Source organism: Vogesella urethralis (assembly GCF_007644045.2).
Classification (GTDB): Bacteria; Pseudomonadota; Gammaproteobacteria; order Burkholderiales; family Chromobacteriaceae; genus Vogesella; species Vogesella urethralis.
This window is the reverse complement of sequence record NZ_VMDW02000077.1, coordinates 1-18,527: the sequence shown is the minus strand read 5'-3', so window position 1 is coordinate 18,527 and position 18,527 is coordinate 1. Positions and strand designations below refer to the sequence as shown.

Sequence of the window (18,527 nt, the reverse complement as noted above, 5' to 3'; positions counted from 1 at the left end):
GCTTGCTCATGACACCTCCTTGTAGGGCCTAGTGTGAGGCTCACGAGGTATCTAGGAAAGTGAGGGCGATTCACCTTGTCGCGGCTGAAGTAACCTCCCTTCTCAAGGGAGCCGGGCACTCGGACCCGCAGCAGGCGGTCGCTGACATTATGTGGAAGCAGGTCCGTCGCTACCGCTTGAGCATCACTGACACGCAGAGCACAGACCAGTCTCAGGCCATGCTGTTCAAGGGGTATGAGAAGGCTGTTCCAGGCGGGGTGGAACGTCGGCGAGCAGAAGTCTTTGAAGTGCTAGACCTTCGCAAATGGATGGATGACTTGGCGCAGATGTCCATCAAGAAGGCCGAGGCTTTGGCAACAACAGACTGAGAGTGACACGTGTTCGATGATCCAACATCGGAGCTACTTCGCTCCGCACCGGAACTGTCCGGCCTTGATTCCAACTCCCTACCCAAGGCTCTGACTAAAGCCTACGCCGAAATAGTTGCAGTACGGCTGCGTCTCCGAAAGATGGCCGATGGTACCTCTAATGCTGTAGGCCTGCTGGAAAGCCTACAGCCCGAACTTGAGCGGCTCAGAAAGATTGCGTTCACTCAAGAGGCCATTGCCTCCGTGAATCCTGAAGGCCCTCGGCGGCGTGGTGCAGCCTTTCTCGCGGCGACAGCGCACTATGTGACCCTGCAGGCGCAACGACTTGTGCGTCCGGCAGATCGGGATGCACCCGGTCTGCTCACTGTCGGAGGGATTGCACCAGAGGTCTCCGCGACACTCCTGTTCCTAGCCGCGGGCGCTAGTCCCGACGCCGCGGAGATGTCGCGCCAGATTCAGCTTTCTGATGGCTTGCCAGGGGTGGAGGATCGACTCTTGCAGGACATCAAGCGGTTGGCGACCGGCGACCTTGACGCACTGCTCGCTGACTCGACCATGCCGGAAGCGCTATCGCTGGATGGCGAGTCAACGATGGCCGAAGTCGGAGCGAGTGCACTGTATCTGATGCTGCAACGTTGCGTTCGAAGCATCGCTGCTGAGGTGCTCGGACGTCCGGGCTATGAGCCGTCACTACCCGAACTGGAGCGTATTGAAGCCATGTCCACGCAGCCGGTCGTGCAATTTCTAGGCAGACCTGGCAACAGCGCCTTCCCTGGGCCTCGCCACCTAGCGTCTTTGTTGAAAGCCGTGGGCCGTGAGCTACCATCCGATAGCTTGGCCTGCCTACCAGTGCCGACTGGGGTTGGAGCATCCCTTTGGATTTCGGGCCTGGCACTTATTGCGAAGACTCGGCCGTACCTTTGGGCAAATCACCGGGATGCTGTGGCGCAGGGCTATTTGACCCCTGGGGTCTCAGCTGCTATCAGCTTTCCCACTGGGGCGGGGAAGTCGACACTGTCCGAGCTCAAGATTCTTTCGAACCTGTGTCAAGGGAAGGACACTATCTTTCTGGCACCCACGCTGGCGCTAGTCGACCAGACCGCGCGTGCGCTCCTGAAGGCCTTCCCTGATGCGCGGCTGAGTCGTGAACGGGCAAATGACAACCCGTTCGACTTTGACCTGGGCACTAGACTGCCGCCGATGTCGGTGATGACTCCCGAGCGCTGCTTGGCGTTGATGGGGTTTCAGCCGGAGCTCTTCAAGGATGTTGGCCTGCTCGTATTCGACGAGTGTCACCTGTTGCACGCGGGCGTGAACGACCGTTGCCGGCGCGCCGTAGATGCGATGCTCTGCATCCTGAATCTCACCACGCATGCACCTGGGGCGGACTACTTGTTGCTCTCGGCCATGATGAGTAACACCGAGGAGGTCGCGGCTTGGTTGGCTGAACTCACCGGTCGCAAGTGTTTGCCGCTAAACATGGCGTGGAAGCCGACGCGGCAGGTGCGTGGCTCCGTGGTCTTTCCGAGCGACCAAATCTCCAACCTGCGAGACAGACTGGTGGAGACGCGCCAAGAATTGTTGGCTGCCGGCAAGCGTAAGCCCGGACCGCCAGCCGCGCTGAAACGTGAACTCAAGGCACGGCCGCTGGGGCTTCTTGGGCTGAAGTTCCGATGGGACTCGATACTCCGAGATGACTACGCGCTGCTGCCACTCTCCGAAAACGAGATGCTCCTTTCGGTGAATGCGACGACATGGAAACTCACGCCGAATGTGAACAACGTAGCTGCTGAGCTTGCGTCACTCGCATCCCGTAACGAGGGTATCAAATCGCTCATCTTTGCGCAGACCATCCCATACGCCATGAGCGCTAAGGAGGCTGCGGGCGAGCATCTTGGGGAGGCAAACATCGCCCTCACGGAAGATGAGCAGCATCTGTACAACCTGACACTCGATGAGCTGGGCGACGAGTCGGCACTCTACATCGACGTCGTCAAAGGGAAGTTCGCGCGGTGGCCAAGTCTCTGCCATCATGGGCTTCTCTTGCCGACCGAGCGGCAAATGCACGAATCGCTCTTCAGGCGTCCGGACGGCGTGTCCGTGCTGGTGGCCACGTCGACGCTGGCACAGGGAATGAACCTGCCGAGCCACGTGGTCATCATCGCTGGCGACAGCAAGTTTGATGAGGAGAACAAGCAGCTCGCTCAGATGAAGGCGCACGATCTGCTCAACGCTGCTGGTCGCGCTGGGCGGGCAGGACAAAGCTCGTACGGTCTAGTGCTTGTCATTCCCAGCAAGATTGTGGACATCGACGATTCCAATAATCGTATTGGTAAGCACTGGAGGGACCTTCAAAGCATCTTCTCGCAGAGTGACCAGTGCTTGGCCATCGAAGACCCGCTGGAGGCCATCTTGGATCGCATCCAAGAGTATGGTGTGCATGCAGGAGGCGATGCGGACTACCTTCTGCGCCGGCTTCCCATCTCGTCACATGCTGCAGACGTCGATGGCTCGGCCGAGACGTTATTGAAGAAGTCGTTCGCTGCCTTCAAGCTGAGAAGGCGCGCCCAGGAAGACCAGCTGAAAGACCGCATTAACCATGCACTGGCCGCCCGCAGGAAGCTTCAAGAGCTGGATAAGGAGCCCGATTGGGCCGACAAGATGGCTGCCAATTATGGCGCACCGTCGGGCGTATTGCGCGAGCTGAAGGTCCGCCTTGAGACGTTGCCTCCTATCGGGCGCACGATGCAGGATTGGTTCACATGGACGGCGACGTGGCTTGCCGAGCGGCCTGTCCTCATCTCGCAGATGACCCGGCGTGAGAGCTTGGACGGCTACATGGGCGAGCCGTTCAAGTTGCTTGAAGATGACGAGGAGCGAGGTAAGTCCGCCATTGACGTCGTGCTTGCAGCGCTGAAGGCGTGGATCAGTGGTCAGACACTGGCGGAAATTCAGAAGCTGAAGCCCACAACTAAACATCCGAAGTACTGCGAGCAAGCTCGACGCTTTGTTCTGCGGGTCCTCCCGGAACTCGCTTACATCTTCTCCCTCCCTGAGCTTGTGCGCCGATACCTGGCGGCGGAAGAGCTGTCGTTGGTCCTGGATGAGCTTGCCTCGGTCGAACTCGAGAAGCTTGGAAGCTGTGTCCGTGAGGGTTACGACACCGTTGAGAAGCTTGCGCTGGCGAAGATTCGCGGCAGAACAGCCTCGCGCGTTAGTGTTCATCGCCAATGGGACATGATGGATTGGTGGATGGATCCCAAGGTGCCTGGAGAGACCTGGAAAGAGCTGTTCGAGCGAGTCAAGCGTAATACCGAGGACTACGACCAAATGTGAGCCGCCCTTTGCCGCGTGCGTAGTCTTGTGCGAAAACTCTCTCCTCTGATCACCAAGTTGCATGGAACATGATCGGACAGTTGCAGTGGACTTGCGCACCACCTCGCACAGCACTTGCGCACCCGTTTTGGAGTGCGCAAGTAGCTATAGTTACTAACTGATCTTTTTGGCCTTCAGCTTACGCATCGACTCGCCCTTTAAGCTAATCGCATGGGCGCGATGTACGACCCTGTCAAGGATGGCATCTGCCACGGTAGGATCACCGAACAGGTCGTACCATTTCTCTGGAGGGTACTGGCTAGTGATGATCAAGGCCCCTTCCATCGACTGCTGATCCAGGATGTCCAGCAGGACCGGACCGAGTTGAACGTCGATGCCCCCAATCCCCAAGTCATCAATAATCAGAAGCGGCATACGAGAAAGCTGACGCCGTTTTCTTGGGAGCGTGCCATCTGCTTGGCTGACGCTCAGATCCTCAAATAAGCGTGTGGCCGTGGTGTAGTAGGTCGCAATGCCTTGCCGGCAGGCTTGCTGACCAAACGCGCACGCCAGCCAGCTTTTCCCTGTCCCGGTCGGACCGGTCAGAATCAGGTTCTGCTTTTGACGCATCCACTCGCCACCGGCCAGAGTCTGAATCTGCAAACGGTCCAAGCCACGACTGCTGCGGTAATCCACATCTTCAAGCACGGCTTGGTTGTAGCGGAGCTTCGCTTGCTTCAACAGCCGGCTGATACGGCGATTGTCCCTACTGACCAATTCTTCATCCAGCAGGAGACCCAGACGTTGCTCAAATGGCATCGTGGTACTCCCTGGCTCACCCTGCTGTTTTACCAGAGCGGTAGCCATGCCATGCAAACCAAGCTCAATCAGTTTTTGGGTTGTAGTTGTCAGGCTCAGCATGCTTTTTCCCCTTCTGGCTGAGCAGCGAAATAGGATGCGCCACGTAGATTTTCGTGGTGCGGCGTGATGGCTGATGATGCTTTGTCTCGCCGGTAGGGTTCGTGTCTCAGAATTGAGCGCAGTCGGTCATAGGTCAGGATGTTGCGGGCAAGTGCATAGCTGCACGCCTGTTCAAGACGCTCCTGCCATCCCTCACGACGCACATCGCGCCGCAAGGCCCGTACCCCTTTGAGACCGTTGGCAAAGTCACGGCGCTCTTCCAGGTTGCGCTGTACCAGTTGCAGCGTTGCTGGGCCGATATCCTTGGCCCAAGCGCGTAATGCATCAGGAGAATCGCCAACATGATGACGGTGGTGTGGCGGCTGATGTGCAGGATCGGTACTGATGCCGGCACCAGGTTTGATCTCATGGCTGGCCACCCGTCGGCGCTGGCAGTAAATGTCCAATCGCTCATTGCTGGCACGCAGGTCAACCAACTGGTGAGCAAGGGTGTACGGCACCGAGTAGTAATGATCAACAAACCGCACGTGGTAACGCTCATCGACACGAACCCGATATCGCCATTGGCTGTAGGGGTAGCGATCATCGCGCAGTGGTGCCAATGCCGGCGTATCGAGTTCAGCCAGGCGTGACATACGGCTTTGCGGATAGGTGCGGGTAGTTTTGTGGTTCAGCTGGCGCATCCAGTAATCCAGCACATGGTTCAATTCGTCCAGGCTAAAGAATACTTGATGACGCAAACGCGCCAATACCCAGCGCTGGACGATCTGAACGCCGACCTCGGCCAACGCTTTATCCTTGGGTTGTCGCGGCCGTGCAGGCAGAATCACGAAGCCATAGTGTTCCGCCAGTTCCTGATATGCCGGATTGAGCACAATTGTAGAACGCGTATGCTTTGTGACCGCTGATTTCAGGTTATCCGGCACGATGAAGCGTGGCACACCACCAATGTGCTCCAGCATACGAACATGTGCCTTTAACCAATCTTCGATGGTTTGTGTTTCGACCGCGGTGGCAAACAGATAGCCGGATGCGCCCAGTGTCCCGACGAAGATCTGAACCTTCCGGATTTCTCCTGTGTCACGATCCCGTATTGGCATGGTCTTGCCGCAAAAATCCACGAACAGCATCTCGCCGGGGTGATACACGTATCGCAGGCTGAGCTTGCAGGCCTTGCGCCATTTTCGGTATGCACGCGTGAATTGGGCATAGGAAATACCTTCTGGCGTGACGGCTCGATACTCGTCCCAGAGTAGTTCCAGCGTAACGTCACGCTTTTGCAGTTCCGCATGTACCATAAGCCAGTCAGGTTGCGGTTTTCGTGATGGCGGCTGCTGTACCGGGCCGAGCAGCGCTTGGCGCAACCCGTCGTTGTCCAGATTTTTCAGATCATCCCAGCCGTACTGTCCCAGACGTAACAAGTCACGAACGGCTCTCACCGTATTGGGCGCTACGCCGGACAGCCGTCCAACCGCCCGGTTGGAGTAATTCATATCACACGCCAAGCGGAGCACTTGGCGCAGCGTTTCTATCGGTAACTTCATTGTCTATCCAGACACCATGGACGAGCGACCCCCTCGCTCGTCGCGATGGGCAAATTGCATTGAAAGAAATGCAGGGGGATGGCTTGACGCCATCGTGCGTCAGATCGACAATGATTCCGTCAGGGGGCATTTCTTGACGAGATTCAGCAGAAGCCTGGGGCGGCAACCCCGGGCTTTTGTCTTTCTAACAGCCTGCTATGAATTAAGTGTCCTGCTTATTTCATCAGCATGATGTCTCTCCTTTGTTGTCCATCTTCTCCAACGCCCTCATTCGTTGCTCTGCCATCCATGCCGCCACGTCGCGCGACAAGGCGAAATAGCCGCTGCGGCCTTCCAAAGGGAAAATCGGTACCGGTACTGTGCGTCGGCTGATCGACTGGCGCCAGGCAGCAGGTGATGAGTAGCCGAGTACCTTCCAAAGCACACGGCTTGGCAGCATCAGGCCGTATCGGTCCATCAGCTCGTTTTCCAATTCAGCAGTCAGGTTACTCAGGGAAAGCATGGGTTACGGCCTGTTACGTTCATGGTACATAGCCTAACCAGGTGACAGCGTGGTGGCTATCCCATAGAATTTTGCTCAATTCTGACTGTATTTATTTTTTATAAATAATTGATTTTTAATAATATTTTTCCATAAATTGCCAATTTCGCATCGGCGTGCGAAACGCCATCGCCACCATGACACTCCTCGAATCGAAGAACCCCAACCGTCATCCAGTCGATGTCTTGCGTGTCCGCTACTGGTTTCAGGGGGTTCTCAAGGCACTGGATTGCCAAACGGCATACCAGCTTGAGAAGCTCTTAGAGCCGGAGCATTTCCGGCGACAGCACCAGCGTACGGTTTACCCCAGCAAATGGAATCGTTACGGCGCCGGAGAAAACACCCCTCAGATTCGACTGGTACGAAAGGTTGACGGCCACGCAGCAGGGTCGGCTCGTGAGCTCAACCATCCGTTGTGGGCAATCCTGAAGACAATGGGGAGAAAAACGGCATCGATGGCAGACTGGATAGGTCGGTTAGATCCTGGTGTTCAATCCATCATGCTGCAGGCCCGGCATGACTATTTTGGTGCGCCACGTGAGTTGGCCCCCTTCAATCGTCGTCAGGGAAATAGGCTGTTACGCCGTGGCGATCTGGATGCCTTGGCTGCGCTGGTGCTGTACTGGATCGAGGCGGATCGGCAAGATAATGCTGAGCAGATGCACGAGATTGCGGGAATGATCTACCACCTGCTGTTGATAGTCGGCCTGGATTTCCATAAGCGTAATTTGGGCGCCGAACTGCTGTTATTGTTCACCGCCAGAATATTCGACCTCACGCCATGGCCAGGTGGGCACTTTGGGGTAGATGCCAAGTCTTTTAAAATCAGCCTCTTGGCATTGCACCACATGGCCCATCCTGCCGATGATCCAATCAAAACACCACGCTGGCGAGAGCACGTTGGCCAAATGCTAAAGCTACTTGCAGGCAACAAAGGCTTCGACGTTATGTTTGCCATGCGACCTTTTTGCCTCCCTGCGTGGGAGGCTGGACCTCCTACCCTGAGTGAGTGGGCCTCTTGGGAAACGGATCGGCGCTACTGGGCTTGGGGATGGGATTGTATTTTCAAAGGAGTACAAGGCAAGTTCCCCCCAGAGGAAGCAGAAGTACCCGGAAGGTATTTGTATCGTGAGCGAGTTCGCGCCAGTAGTCTTGGCTGGCCATTGCTGCGAGATACCTCAAGCTTTACAGGCACCTGTGCCATCTTTGAATATGGGCAGTGGCCTCCGGCCTAAGTGGGAAGGCAATCTCTCAGTTGCCGTTACCCCTCCTGCTGCTTCCAGTGACGCTGGCACCTATGCAGGTGGCAGTCTGACCATTTCTAGACCCTTGTGTGGATAGGGCTCAATTTTAACCTGCATTCGGGAAATATCCGGAGCTTGGCCAAAGCTGCCTATTCACATGGAAATGAACAAAGGCTAGCAGACTCAGAATTTCGGAGATGCCCCCTCTGCCCCCTCACCTGTTTTGGGTTGAAAGGGGACTTTTCTTCTGTTCAGCCCCAGTAAAACGCAGTACATTTGCAGGACAACGAATCTAGGACTGCGTCATGAAGCGCCCAAAGGACGAAACCCTGTCCATCCGCACGTCGGCAGACATCAAGCAGCTACTGCGCATGGCTGCTGAAAAAGAACGCCGCTCCATCGCTTCGATGGTGGAAGTGCTGATCCTGAACTACGCGCAAGAGCACGGCCTGAAGGCGGACGAGCAGTCCACGGAAGGGACGAAAAAGAAGAAGGGAAGCGATGGAACTCATTGACAACATCAGTCGCCTTCTCGGGGACGACCTGAAGCAAACGCTAAAACCGGGGGCGCGATTGAAGATTGCCGCCTCCTGCTTTTCGATGTACGCCTTCGAAGCCCTGAAGGCGGAACTGGAGAAGATTGAGGAGCTGAATTTCATCTTCACCTCCCCAACCTTCGTTGCCAATGAAGTGACTGACAAAATCCGCAAGGAGCGACGGGAGTTCCATATCCCCAAGGTGGATCGAGAGCGCAGCCTGTACGGTAGTGAGTTTGAAATCCAGTTGCGCAACAAGCTGACTCAGCGCGCGATTGCCAAAGAGTGCGCCGACTGGATGCGACGCAAAGCCCGGTTCAAGAGCAACCGGACCAAAGCCCCAATGCAGCAATTTGCTTGTGTGCAGGCACGGGCTCGCGACACTGGCGACACCGCCTACATGCCGCTGCATGGCTTTACGGCAGTCGATCTGGGTTACCAGCAAGGCAACGCCGTGTCGAACCTCGTCAACAAGATGAACGAGCCGACCTTTGCGGCCACTTATCTCAGCCTGTTCGACCAAATCTGGAACGACCCCGACAAGCTGGAAGATGTGACGCAGCAAATCTGCGATCACATCGCCTCTGTCTATCAGGAAAACTCGCCCGAAAGCATCTACTTCATGATGCTCTACAACATCTTCAGCGAGTTCCTGGACGACATCGACGAGGACGTACTGCCCAATGATCGCACCGGGTACCAAGACACCCTGATCTGGCAGAAGCTATTCAACTACCAGAAAGATGCCGCCACCGGCATCATCAACAAGCTGGAAACCTACAGCGGTTGCATTCTGGCCGACAGCGTCGGCTTGGGCAAAACTTTTACTGCACTGGCTGTGATCAAGTATTACGAGCTGCGCAACCGTTCAGTGCTGGTCCTTTGCCCGAAGAAGCTGGCGGACAACTGGCTCAACTACAACCGAAACTTGAAGACCAATATCTTCGCGAAGGATCGGTTCAATTACGACGTGCTGTGCCATACCGACCTCAGCCGCACCAGCGGTGAGTCGTTTGGCACACCGCTGAACCGCATCAACTGGGGCAACTACGACCTCGTGGTCATCGATGAATCGCACAATTTCCGCAACAACGATGCCTACAAGGACAAGGAGACGCGCTACCAGAAGCTGATGAACAAGGTCATCAGGGAGGGCGTGAAGACCAAAGTGCTGATGCTCTCGGCGACCCCTGTCAACAACCGCTTTGCCGATCTGCGCAACCAGCTGGCTTTGGCCTACGAAGGTGATTCGGAAAACCTCAGCAAGAAGCTCAAAATCAGCAAGAGCGTGGAAGAGATTTTCCGGAGCGCACAGGCTGCCTTCACCGTATGGTCGAAGCTGCCGCCAGAGGAGCGCACCGCTCGCGCTATCCTGGATTCGCTGGATTTTGATTTCTTCGAGCTGCTGGACAGTGTGACCATCGCTCGCTCCCGCAAGCATATCCAGACCTTCTACGACACGAAGGACATCGGCCAATTCCCGGAGCGTCGCAAGCCGCTTTCCTTCCATTGCCCGCTGACTTCGCGCTCGGACGTGATGGGCTTCAACGAGATTTTCGAGCAACTGTCGTTGCTCAAGCTCTGCGTTTACACCCCAGCGGCCTACATCCTTCAAAGCCGGGTCAAGAAGTACGTTGACCTCTACAACGCCCAATCGGGCGACAAGAAGGAAAACCTCAGCCTGTATGGTCGAGAGAAGGGCCTGCAGGCCCTGATGACAACGAACCTGCTCAAACGCCTGGAAAGCTCCATCGAATCGTTCCGGCTGACTTTGCGCTCCCTGCGTGGCAATCACGCCAACACGCTGGCGACCATCCGCCGCTTCAACGAAGGTGGCGGTGGCACCGATATCGCGGACCTCTCCGAAGTCCTGGAAAGCCTGGATGCCGAAGACGACGATCTGTCTATGCTGAACGGTGGCGAGATTGGCGGCAAGGTCAAGATCAGCTTGGCCGACATGGACTTGCCCTCTTGGGAGCATGACCTGAGCGTTGATCTGGAGATCATCGATGCCCTGCTTGCCTCGATGGACAAGATCACCCCCGAGGACGACGCCAAGCTGCAGCATCTGAAAGAGCAAGTGCTGGACAAGATCGCCAACCCGATCAACCCTGGCAACAAGAAGATCATCATCTTTACGGCTTTCGCCGATACCGCCGATTACCTCTACGCCAACCTTGCGCCGGAGTTGCTGGCACAGCAGCAACTCCATAGCGCCAAGGTGACGGGTACTGGCTCGCCCAAGTCCACGCTCAAGAAGAGCTACGACTTCCAGGAACTGCTGACCCTGTTCTCGCCCCGCTCTAAATCGAAGGCACAAGTGCTGCCGCAAGAGCCCGCTGAGATCGACTTGCTGATCGGCACGGACTGCATATCCGAAGGCCAGAACCTTCAGGATTGCGATTACCTGATCAACTACGACATCCACTGGAACCCGGTCCGTATCATTCAGCGTTTCGGGCGTGTTGACCGCATTGGCTCTCCCAACGCCAGTATCCAGCTGGTGAACTACTGGCCCGACATCTCGCTTGACGAATACATCAACCTGAAAGAGCGAGTTGAGAGCCGAATGATGATCGCCGACGTGACAGCCACCGGCGACGACAACGTGCTTTCCGCGCAGGCCAACGATGTCACCTACCGTAAGGAACAGCTGCGCCGCCTACAGGAAGAAGTGATCGAGCTGGAAGACTTGAAAACTGGCGTGTCGATCACCGACCTCGGGCTCAACGACTTCCGCATGGATTTGCTCAACTATGTGAAGGCATATGGCGAGCCCAGCCATGTGCCTAACGGTATGCATGCCGTGGTCCCAGCCAATCCCGGCTTGGGCCTGGAGCCGGGTGTGATCTTCACCTTGCGCAATCGTAACCCCGAGGTGAACGTCAACCAGCACAACCGGCTGCACCCGTACTACCTCGTCTACATCGGGCGCGACGGCGAGGTGATCAACGATCACACCGAGGTCAAGCGCCTGCTGGACCTCGTGCGCAGCGGCTGCAAGGGCCGCTCCGGGCCCATCTCCATGGCCTGCCAATCCTTCAACAAGGAGACGAGCGACGGCAGGAACATGCAGCTCTACTCCGAGCTGCTGAGCAAGACAATTCGCTCCATGATCGAGGTGAAGGAAGAAAAAGACTTGGATAGCCTGTTCAGTGGGGGCAAGACCACGGCACTGACCAACACCATCAGCGGCCTGGATGATTTCGAACTCATCACCTTCCTTGTGATTCAGGAGGCCGAATGAGTGGAGCTGCGACTTTGGCCAAGCACTCAGCCTTGATCAACTATCCCAAGCAGGCAGCATTCGGACGCGTGCTGCCCAAGAACAAGATTTACGAGCACAGCGGGGCAAACACCCGCCTGAAAGACCTGTTCGTGGAACAGGTCGAGCAGATCGTGTGGCAGTACAAGCTTGCGCCAGAAACCATCAACCTACCCGCTAAGCCGGGCGTACCGGAAGTGCAGGTTTTCCGCATAGCGCTGAAGACGGCGGAACTGTCCACCGATGTACTGAAGTGCGTCGACGGTGCCGTGCAGTTCCCCATCGTCTTCGAGTTGGAGCACGATGGAAAAATCAAGGTCATTGCCGCGCACAAGCGGCCGAGCGAGGTGGACGCCAGCAAATGGGTGGTCAGCGATTACTTTTCGACGGGGTGGATACCGGCCAACAGCGAGCGCAGCGACATGCCGCTGGTACTGGACTTGGCAGGGCTCTACGAGGCCTTACTACAAAGGCTGATTCCGCTAGCCCCTCGCGACCAAGAAAGCTTTTCTGCCTTGGTCGAGCGCCTGGAGGGCGTGAGGGCCAAGCAGCGTGAAATCGAAAAAGTCCGCGCCAAGCTGGCGAAGGAAAAGCAATTCAATCGCAAAGTGGAGATCAATGCCACTTTGCGCCAACTGAACAACGAACTTGAGGAACTGAGCCACTGAAACCGATGGCCAGAGGAAAAGAACATGGAAAAGCTAAAAATGCATTCACCCAATCTCACGCAAGACAACATCGCTCGCATTCGTGAGCTGTTCCCCGGTTGTGTGACCGAGGCAAAAGCTGAAGACGGAAGCGTGAAGTTGGCCGTGGATTTTGACCAACTGAGGCAGGAGCTTTCTGGCTCCATCGTTGACGGGCCGCAAGAGCGGTACCAACTGAACTGGCCCGGAAAGCGTGAGGCACTGTTGGCTGCTAACGCTCCGATTGCTAAGACTCTTCGCCCCATCAGAACTGAAAGCGTAAATTTTGACGCTACTCAGAATCTCTTTATCGAAGGTGACAACCTTGACGCGTTGAGGTTGCTACAAGAGTCATATCTGGGCAAGGTGAAAATGATTTACATCGACCCCCCCTACAATACTGGAAATGATTTTATTTATAGAGATCATTTTTCGTCAGAGCTGGGTGGGTATTTAATTGACTCAAACCAAGTTGATGATTTTGGAAACAAATTAACATCAAACCCTCAAACCAACGGAAGATTTCATTCCGATTGGATGAGCATGATGTATTCGAGAATAAAGCTTGCCAGAAACCTTCTTAGAGACGATGGAGTTATAATTATTTCCATTGATGACAACGAGCTTTCAAATCTAAAGAAGATCTGCGATGAAATATTTGGGGAAGGCAATTTCCTAGGGATGTTTGTTGTTAACGCTTCCCCCAGTGGAATCGATTATGGGCATATCGCCAAAACCCATGATTACGCACTTTTTTATGCAAAGGATTTGTCGCTGACAACGACCAATCAACTTCGAGAGGAATCCAAAGAATTCAAATTTAAGGACGCCCTTGGTGGGTTCAATATTTATCCACTCTACAACGGGAATGTGGCTTTCAATCCAAAAACACGTCCAAATTTGTATTACCCATTTTACCTAAATCCAGAAAACAACATATCCGATGACTTTTATGAGATATCCGTAGATCCTAAAGATGGTTGGGTTGAGGTTTGGCCTGTTGTATCAAAAAAAGAAGGAATTCCCCGCGTCTGGCGCTGGGGAAAAACGAAGGCCGCCGCTGGGGTCAATGATGAAATCATTGGATACAAGAGCGAATCCGGTGAGTACCGAGTAGTTCAGAAATCAAGGCATACGACAAAAGTGATTCGATCACTTTTACTGGACAATGAAGTTTCGAGCAGGCGTGGCACAGGGGACTTTGAGCAGTTATTTAAAGGAAAATATTTTCCTTTCCCGAAGTCGGTTGAGTTGATTAGACGGTTTGTTGAGGTCGGAACAGGCGAAGGAGATATTATTATTGATTTCTTTGCCGGATCAGCTACAACAGCGCAGTCCATATTTAAAATAAATGCGGAAGACGGCGGAAATCGGCGCTTTATACTTATCCAACTGCCGGAAAAGTGCGGTGAGGATTCTGATGCCTACAAGGCCGGTTTTAAGACAATTGCTGATATAAGCAGAAAAAGAATTGAACTTGCTGGAGCCGAATTGGTTAATGGAGGTCGAAACCCCGACTGGAATCGTGATGTCGGATTTCGAACTCTAAAGATTGATAGTTCGAATATGGCCGATGTTTACTACGCCCCAGATTTGCTGGATAAAGATAATCTCAACTTGTTCGTTGATAACATCAAACCAGACCGTACTGAGGAAGACCTTCTATTCCAAGTAATGTTGGATTGGGGTGTGGACCTGGCTTTGCCGATTGCCAAACAAGCCATCCAGGGCAAGGATGTTTTCTTTGTCGATGGCAATGCATTGGTCGCCTGTTTTGATGCCCATGGCGGCATCGATGAAGGCTTCGTCAAGGAGCTGACGACGTATCAACCGCTACGAGTGGTGTTCCGCGATGCGGGCTTCAAGGACAGTGCCGTCAAGATCAACGTCGAACAGATTTTCAAGTCGCTCTCGCCTTCCACCGATGTGAAATGTATCTAAGGGGTTGGCAATGAAACTGAAATTCAAGACGCAGCCCTACCAAACCGCTGCCGTTCAGGCGGTGGTGGATTGCTTCAAGGGACAAACACCACAGCATGGCGGGGTTCGCTATCGCCTGGACCCTGGCGTGAAAAAGGCGGCATCGGCGAGCCCTCAATCTGCTCTCGATCTCGAAGCGGAAGCAGTCGCCGACCAGGAGGCTGCTTTCCGCAACGCCGACGTAACCTTGTCCGAATTTGCCCTGCTGGACAACATCCAGCAGGTGCAGCGCTTGCAGAATCTGCCGGTATCTACCGAGCTGGTCAAGACCAAGGTGAGCAAGCTCAATCTCGACATCGAGATGGAAACCGGCACGGGCAAGACCTACTGCTACATCAAGACGATCTTCGAGCTAAACAAGCAGTACGGTTGGAGCAAGTTCATCATTGTTGTGCCCAGCATCGCCATCCGTGAAGGGGTGGCGAAGTCGCTGGAAATCACGGCAGATCACTTCCTGGAGACGTACCAGAAGAAGGCACGCTTCTTCATCTACAACTCCAAGGCGCTGCATCATCTGGAGAGTTTTTCGTCCGATGCGGGCATCAACGTGATGGTGATCAACGTTCAGGCCTTCAATGCGACAGGCAAGGACAATCGCCGCATTTACGAAGCCTTGGACGACTTCCAGTCACGCAAGCCAATCGATGTGATCAGCGCCAATCGTCCCATCCTCATTCTGGATGAACCCCAGAAGATGGAAGGCGGCAAGACGCTGGATTCACTGGTCAATTTCAAGCCATTAATGGTGTTGCGCTACTCGGCGACGCACAAGACCACGCACAACAAGATTCACCGCCTGGACGCGCTGGACGCCTACAACCAGAAGCTTGTCAAGAAGATTGCCGTACGCGGCATCTCGGTCAAGGGTTTGGCCGGCACCAATGCGTACCTCTACCTGCAAGGCATCGACGTTTCTACCAAAAAGCCACCCGAGGCGCGTGTCGAGTTCGAGCGGAAGTTCGAGAGTGGGATCATCAAGCCCGTAGTGAAGAAGCTATCCAAGGGCGACAACCTCTTTGTGTTGTCGAACGAGCTGGATCAGTACCGTGGCTACGTGGTGTCCGACATCAATGCCATTACCGACACCTTGAGCTTCACCAACGGTGTCGAGTTGCAGGTAGGCGAAGCAGACGGCGACGTGAACGAAGCCGCTCTACGCCGTATCCAGATTCGGGAGGCGATCAAGGCGCACTTTGATAAGGAACAAGCCTTGTTCCAACAGGGTATCAAGGTACTGACCCTGTTTTTCATCGACGAAGTGGCGAAGTACCGCGACTACAGCGCCTCCGATGAAAAGGGCGAGTACGCCCGTGTATTCGAAGAGGAATACCAGCTCTATCTGAACGAAGTGCTGGACCTGGACGAAACGCCCTACATCAAGCACCTCAAGGGCATTGCCGTCGAGAAGACCCACAGCGGCTATTTCTCGATCGACAAGAAGACCAAGAAGCTGGTTGACCCGGTGATGGGCAAGAAGGCCTCCGAGGCCGACGATGTCGATGCCTATGACCTGATCCTGAAAGACAAGGAGCGTCTGTTGTCCCTGAGCGAGCCGGTGCGCTTCATCTTCTCGCATTCGGCGCTGCGTGAAGGCTGGGACAACCCGAACGTGTTTGTCATCTGTGCTCTCAAGCATAGTGACAACACGATTTCCCGCCGTCAGGAAGTGGGGCGTGGTCTGCGCTTGTCGGTGAATCAGCATGGCGATCGGATCGACCACCCCTCCATCGTCCACGATGTCAACGTGCTGACCGTGGTAGCGAGCGAGAGCTACAAGGACTTCGTCGCCGCACTGCAAAGGGACATCAGCGAATCGCTGTCTGCGCGTCCGCGTGTGGCAGATAAGGCTTACTTCACCGGCAAAGTGCTCAACACCACGGATGGCCCGGTTACGGTTTCCGACGAACAAGCCACTGACATCGAGTTCTACCTGATCCAGAACGGCTACGTAGATAAGAAGCGCAACATCACCGAGAAATACCATCAGGCCAAGAAGGAAGGCACGCTCGAAGCGTTACCGGACGAACTGCTGCCGCATGCTGAGCAGGTTTTCCAACTGATCAACAGCGTGTTCAGCGAGGCCCAGATCATGCAGCCGGAGGATGGCCGCAAGGCGAAGAAGCTGGAACCCAACGCCAACTTCGAAAAGCAGGAATTCAAAGAGCTATGGACCAGGATCAACCGCAAGGCGGCCTACAGCGTGCAGTTCGATTCTGGTGAGCTTGTTGCCAAGGCAATCAAAGCTCTGGATGAGCACCTGCGCGTGACACCATTGCAGTACACCATTCAGCGCGGTGAGCAGTCTGCACAGGTTACGTACGACGGCATGAAAAACGGTGACGCCTTCGTGCTGAAAGCGACGGAGACGGAGCAAAACACGCACTCCATTCATTCTGCTGTGAAGTACGACCTGATTGGCAAGCTGGCTGAAGGTACGCAGCTCACACGGCGTACCGTGGCGGACATCCTGCGCGGCATCAACGTGGCCGTGTTTGCTCAGTTCAAGACTAATCCCGAGAACTTCATCGCTGAAGCGGTGAGGCTTATCAACGAGCAGAAGGCGACGGTGATCATCGAGCACCTCGCCTACGACCCTGTGGCCGATCAGTTCGATCTGGATATCTTCACGGCTGGGCAGACCAAGCAGGACTTCAGCAAGGCCGGTGAAAAGCTCCAGCGGCACATCTACGACTACGTGCTGACCGATTCCAACATCGAACGCGAGTTCGTGAAGGAGTTGGACACCTGCACCGATGTGGTCGTTTATGCCAAGCTACCGCGTGGCTTCCTGATCCCTACCCCAGTGGGCGACTACAACCCGGACTGGGCCATTTCCTTCAAAGAAGGGTCCGTCAAGCACGTGTATTTCGTCGCGGAAACCAAGGGCTCCATGTCGTCGATGGTTCTCAACGAGATCGAGAAAACCAAGATCCGTTGCGCCCGTAAGTTCTTCGACGAGATCAACAAGAAATACGCCCCGGAAAACGTGAAATACGACGTGGTGAATAGCTTTGGCAAGCTGATGGAGCTGGTGAAGTGATGGACAACTCCGGCAAAGAAGAACCGAATGCTGACCAGCCCCGAAAGAAGGGGCTGGACCTCAGCATCTTCCTGAGGCCTGTTGCGGAAGCCAATACATCAATTGGGAGGGTCTTCCTGTTCCGTTTGCGGGTATCTGACATCGGCGCGTTCGAAAAACTGCCTGACCTGCCATCCGCTAAGCGCATTCGATGTTACTTGCCTTGTATTGCAAGCTTGTCGGCAGACTACTCGCTCGACAAAGAGCGCGTGGCCATCACTGCAGAGCAAGTAGATCAGCTATCGGATGACGAGGTTGACGCGCTCGCAGAGATCTATGCCTCGTCGAGCGCATTCTGGGAGGCACGAGAAGGGTCAAAAGATCGATCCCCTGTTGCTCGGGAGCCTGGAGAGGCAGCAACGGCTTACCTGGACAAGCTTCTGCGGAATGAGATTGAGGAGCAGGGGAAGCTATCGCGCAAAATGATGGAGTCGATGCGGGGCTCGACACAGGGCATTTTCGATCAGGTACGAAAGAGCAGCCTAGAGCTTGGCGATAGCTGGAGGCAGCTGGAACGACTGACCAAGGCAAGCACCATCTCGAAGAATATTACCCCAGCTTTCGAGACCAAATCGCTAGAGTTCAGCAACCACATGGCTGAGCACACAGCGCGGATGGCGCGGGAAAGAACTGAGGACCGCGAGATGCTTAGACTGACTGCTGAGACCTCTGCTAAGTCGGCAAAGACTCTCCAGGAGCTTGCGGATGCTGCGAGCATGATGCTGGAAAAGCTCGATGAACGGGATGCGGACGCAAAGCGAACTACCAAGACTCAGCTATGGATTGCTGTTGGCTCTGTGGTTGTGTCCGCTATTTTAGCCGGAGCCTCATTCATTCAAGATCGCACCAGCAACAAGTCGGGCGACGAATGGCAGTTAGCGGTACTAAGCGAGTTGAAGGCTTCAAACGAGCGTGGAGCGTCGATCCAGACTGAGAATCAGTTGCTCCGGGATCAAGTGCTGCGACTCTCTTCGGCTTTGTTGCACAAATCAGGGCTTGCGCCTGTCCGGTAGAATGACCGCATGAGCAAGCCCCTCCCTCCCAAGTA

At 55.0% G+C, this 18,527-nt stretch carries 12 protein-coding genes; 9 read left to right on the top strand and 3 right to left on the bottom strand.

What is annotated here, in order from left to right; genetic code table 11:
- The first annotated feature begins 176 nt into the window (after nucleotides 1-176).
- Nucleotides 177-368 (top strand): hypothetical protein, encoded by a 192-nt coding sequence (locus tag FLQ03_RS08655; protein ID WP_144374056.1) that lies wholly within the window; start codon nucleotides 177-179, stop codon nucleotides 366-368.
- A gap of 9 nt (nucleotides 369-377) precedes the next feature.
- Complete coding sequence (locus FLQ03_RS08650) at nucleotides 378-3,704, top strand: DEAD/DEAH box helicase (protein ID WP_144374055.1); 3,327 nt, start codon at nucleotides 378-380, stop codon at nucleotides 3,702-3,704.
- A 153-nt stretch (nucleotides 3,705-3,857) separates the two neighbouring features.
- Here FLQ03_RS08650 and istB read toward each other — a convergent pair whose 3' ends face one another.
- The 3 genes from istB to FLQ03_RS08635 form a co-directional block, all read right to left on the bottom strand.
- Entirely contained in the window at nucleotides 3,858-4,604 is a 747-nt protein-coding gene (gene istB, locus FLQ03_RS08645; RefSeq protein WP_144374054.1) for an IS21-like element helper ATPase IstB, read from the bottom strand.
- Nucleotides 4,598-6,148 (bottom strand): IS21 family transposase, encoded by a 1,551-nt coding sequence (istA, locus tag FLQ03_RS08640; protein ID WP_144374053.1) that lies wholly within the window; start codon nucleotides 6,146-6,148, stop codon nucleotides 4,598-4,600. The genes istB and istA overlap by 7 nt, the downstream gene beginning before the upstream one ends.
- A 223-nt stretch (nucleotides 6,149-6,371) precedes the next feature.
- Nucleotides 6,372-6,650 (bottom strand): hypothetical protein, encoded by a 279-nt coding sequence (locus FLQ03_RS08635; RefSeq protein WP_144374052.1) that lies wholly within the window; start codon nucleotides 6,648-6,650, stop codon nucleotides 6,372-6,374.
- Nucleotides 6,651-6,826: 176 nt separating this feature from the next.
- On the opposite strand from FLQ03_RS08635, the gene FLQ03_RS08630 reads away from it, so the two are divergent.
- The 7 genes from FLQ03_RS08630 (at nucleotide 6,827) to FLQ03_RS08600 (ending at nucleotide 18,492) form a co-directional block, all read left to right on the top strand.
- Complete coding sequence (locus FLQ03_RS08630; RefSeq protein WP_144374051.1) at nucleotides 6,827-7,924, top strand: hypothetical protein; 1,098 nt, start codon at nucleotides 6,827-6,829, stop codon at nucleotides 7,922-7,924.
- A gap of 314 nt (nucleotides 7,925-8,238) precedes the next feature.
- Nucleotides 8,239-8,448, top strand: coding sequence for a hypothetical protein (locus FLQ03_RS08625; RefSeq protein WP_144374050.1), 210 nt, complete (start codon nucleotides 8,239-8,241; stop codon nucleotides 8,446-8,448).
- A complete protein-coding gene (locus FLQ03_RS08620) occupies nucleotides 8,435-11,716 on the top strand; it encodes a helicase-related protein (protein WP_144374049.1) in 3,282 nt (1,093 codons plus the stop codon). Before FLQ03_RS08625 ends, FLQ03_RS08620 begins: the two co-directional genes overlap by 14 nt.
- Entirely contained in the window at nucleotides 11,713-12,402 is a 690-nt protein-coding gene (locus tag FLQ03_RS08615; RefSeq protein WP_144374048.1) for a DUF4391 domain-containing protein, read from the top strand. The genes FLQ03_RS08620 and FLQ03_RS08615 overlap by 4 nt, the downstream gene beginning before the upstream one ends.
- Nucleotides 12,403-12,426: 24 nt before the next feature.
- Nucleotides 12,427-14,361: a site-specific DNA-methyltransferase gene (locus tag FLQ03_RS08610; RefSeq protein WP_144374047.1), complete on the top strand. Its 1,935-nt coding sequence runs from the start codon at nucleotides 12,427-12,429 to the stop codon at nucleotides 14,359-14,361.
- Between the two features lie 10 nt (nucleotides 14,362-14,371).
- The gene (locus FLQ03_RS08605) at nucleotides 14,372-17,440 is read left to right on the top strand and encodes a type III restriction-modification system endonuclease (RefSeq protein WP_144374046.1); all 3,069 of its coding nucleotides are present in this window, start codon (nucleotides 14,372-14,374) and stop codon (nucleotides 17,438-17,440) included.
- A complete protein-coding gene (locus FLQ03_RS08600) occupies nucleotides 17,437-18,492 on the top strand; it encodes a hypothetical protein (RefSeq protein WP_144374045.1) in 1,056 nt (351 codons plus the stop codon). Before FLQ03_RS08605 ends, FLQ03_RS08600 begins: the two co-directional genes overlap by 4 nt.
- The last annotated feature ends 35 nt before the right edge of the window (nucleotides 18,493-18,527 follow it).

Coding starts and splice junctions, on each gene's coding strand:
- FLQ03_RS08620 (WP_144374049.1), top strand. CDS start 8,435: ATGGAACTCATTGACAACATCAGTCGCCTTCTCGGGGACGACCTGAAG.
- istB (WP_144374054.1), bottom strand. CDS start 4,604: ATGCTGAGCCTGACAACTACAACCCAAAAACTGATTGAGCTTGGTTTG.
- FLQ03_RS08605 (WP_144374046.1), top strand. CDS start 14,372: ATGAAACTGAAATTCAAGACGCAGCCCTACCAAACCGCTGCCGTTCAG.
- FLQ03_RS08625 (WP_144374050.1), top strand. CDS start 8,239: ATGAAGCGCCCAAAGGACGAAACCCTGTCCATCCGCACGTCGGCAGAC.
- FLQ03_RS08630 (WP_144374051.1), top strand. CDS start 6,827: ATGACACTCCTCGAATCGAAGAACCCCAACCGTCATCCAGTCGATGTC.
- FLQ03_RS08615 (WP_144374048.1), top strand. CDS start 11,713: ATGAGTGGAGCTGCGACTTTGGCCAAGCACTCAGCCTTGATCAACTAT.
- FLQ03_RS08635 (WP_144374052.1), bottom strand. CDS start 6,650: ATGCTTTCCCTGAGTAACCTGACTGCTGAATTGGAAAACGAGCTGATG.
- istA (WP_144374053.1), bottom strand. CDS start 6,148: ATGAAGTTACCGATAGAAACGCTGCGCCAAGTGCTCCGCTTGGCGTGT.
- FLQ03_RS08610 (WP_144374047.1), top strand. CDS start 12,427: ATGGAAAAGCTAAAAATGCATTCACCCAATCTCACGCAAGACAACATC.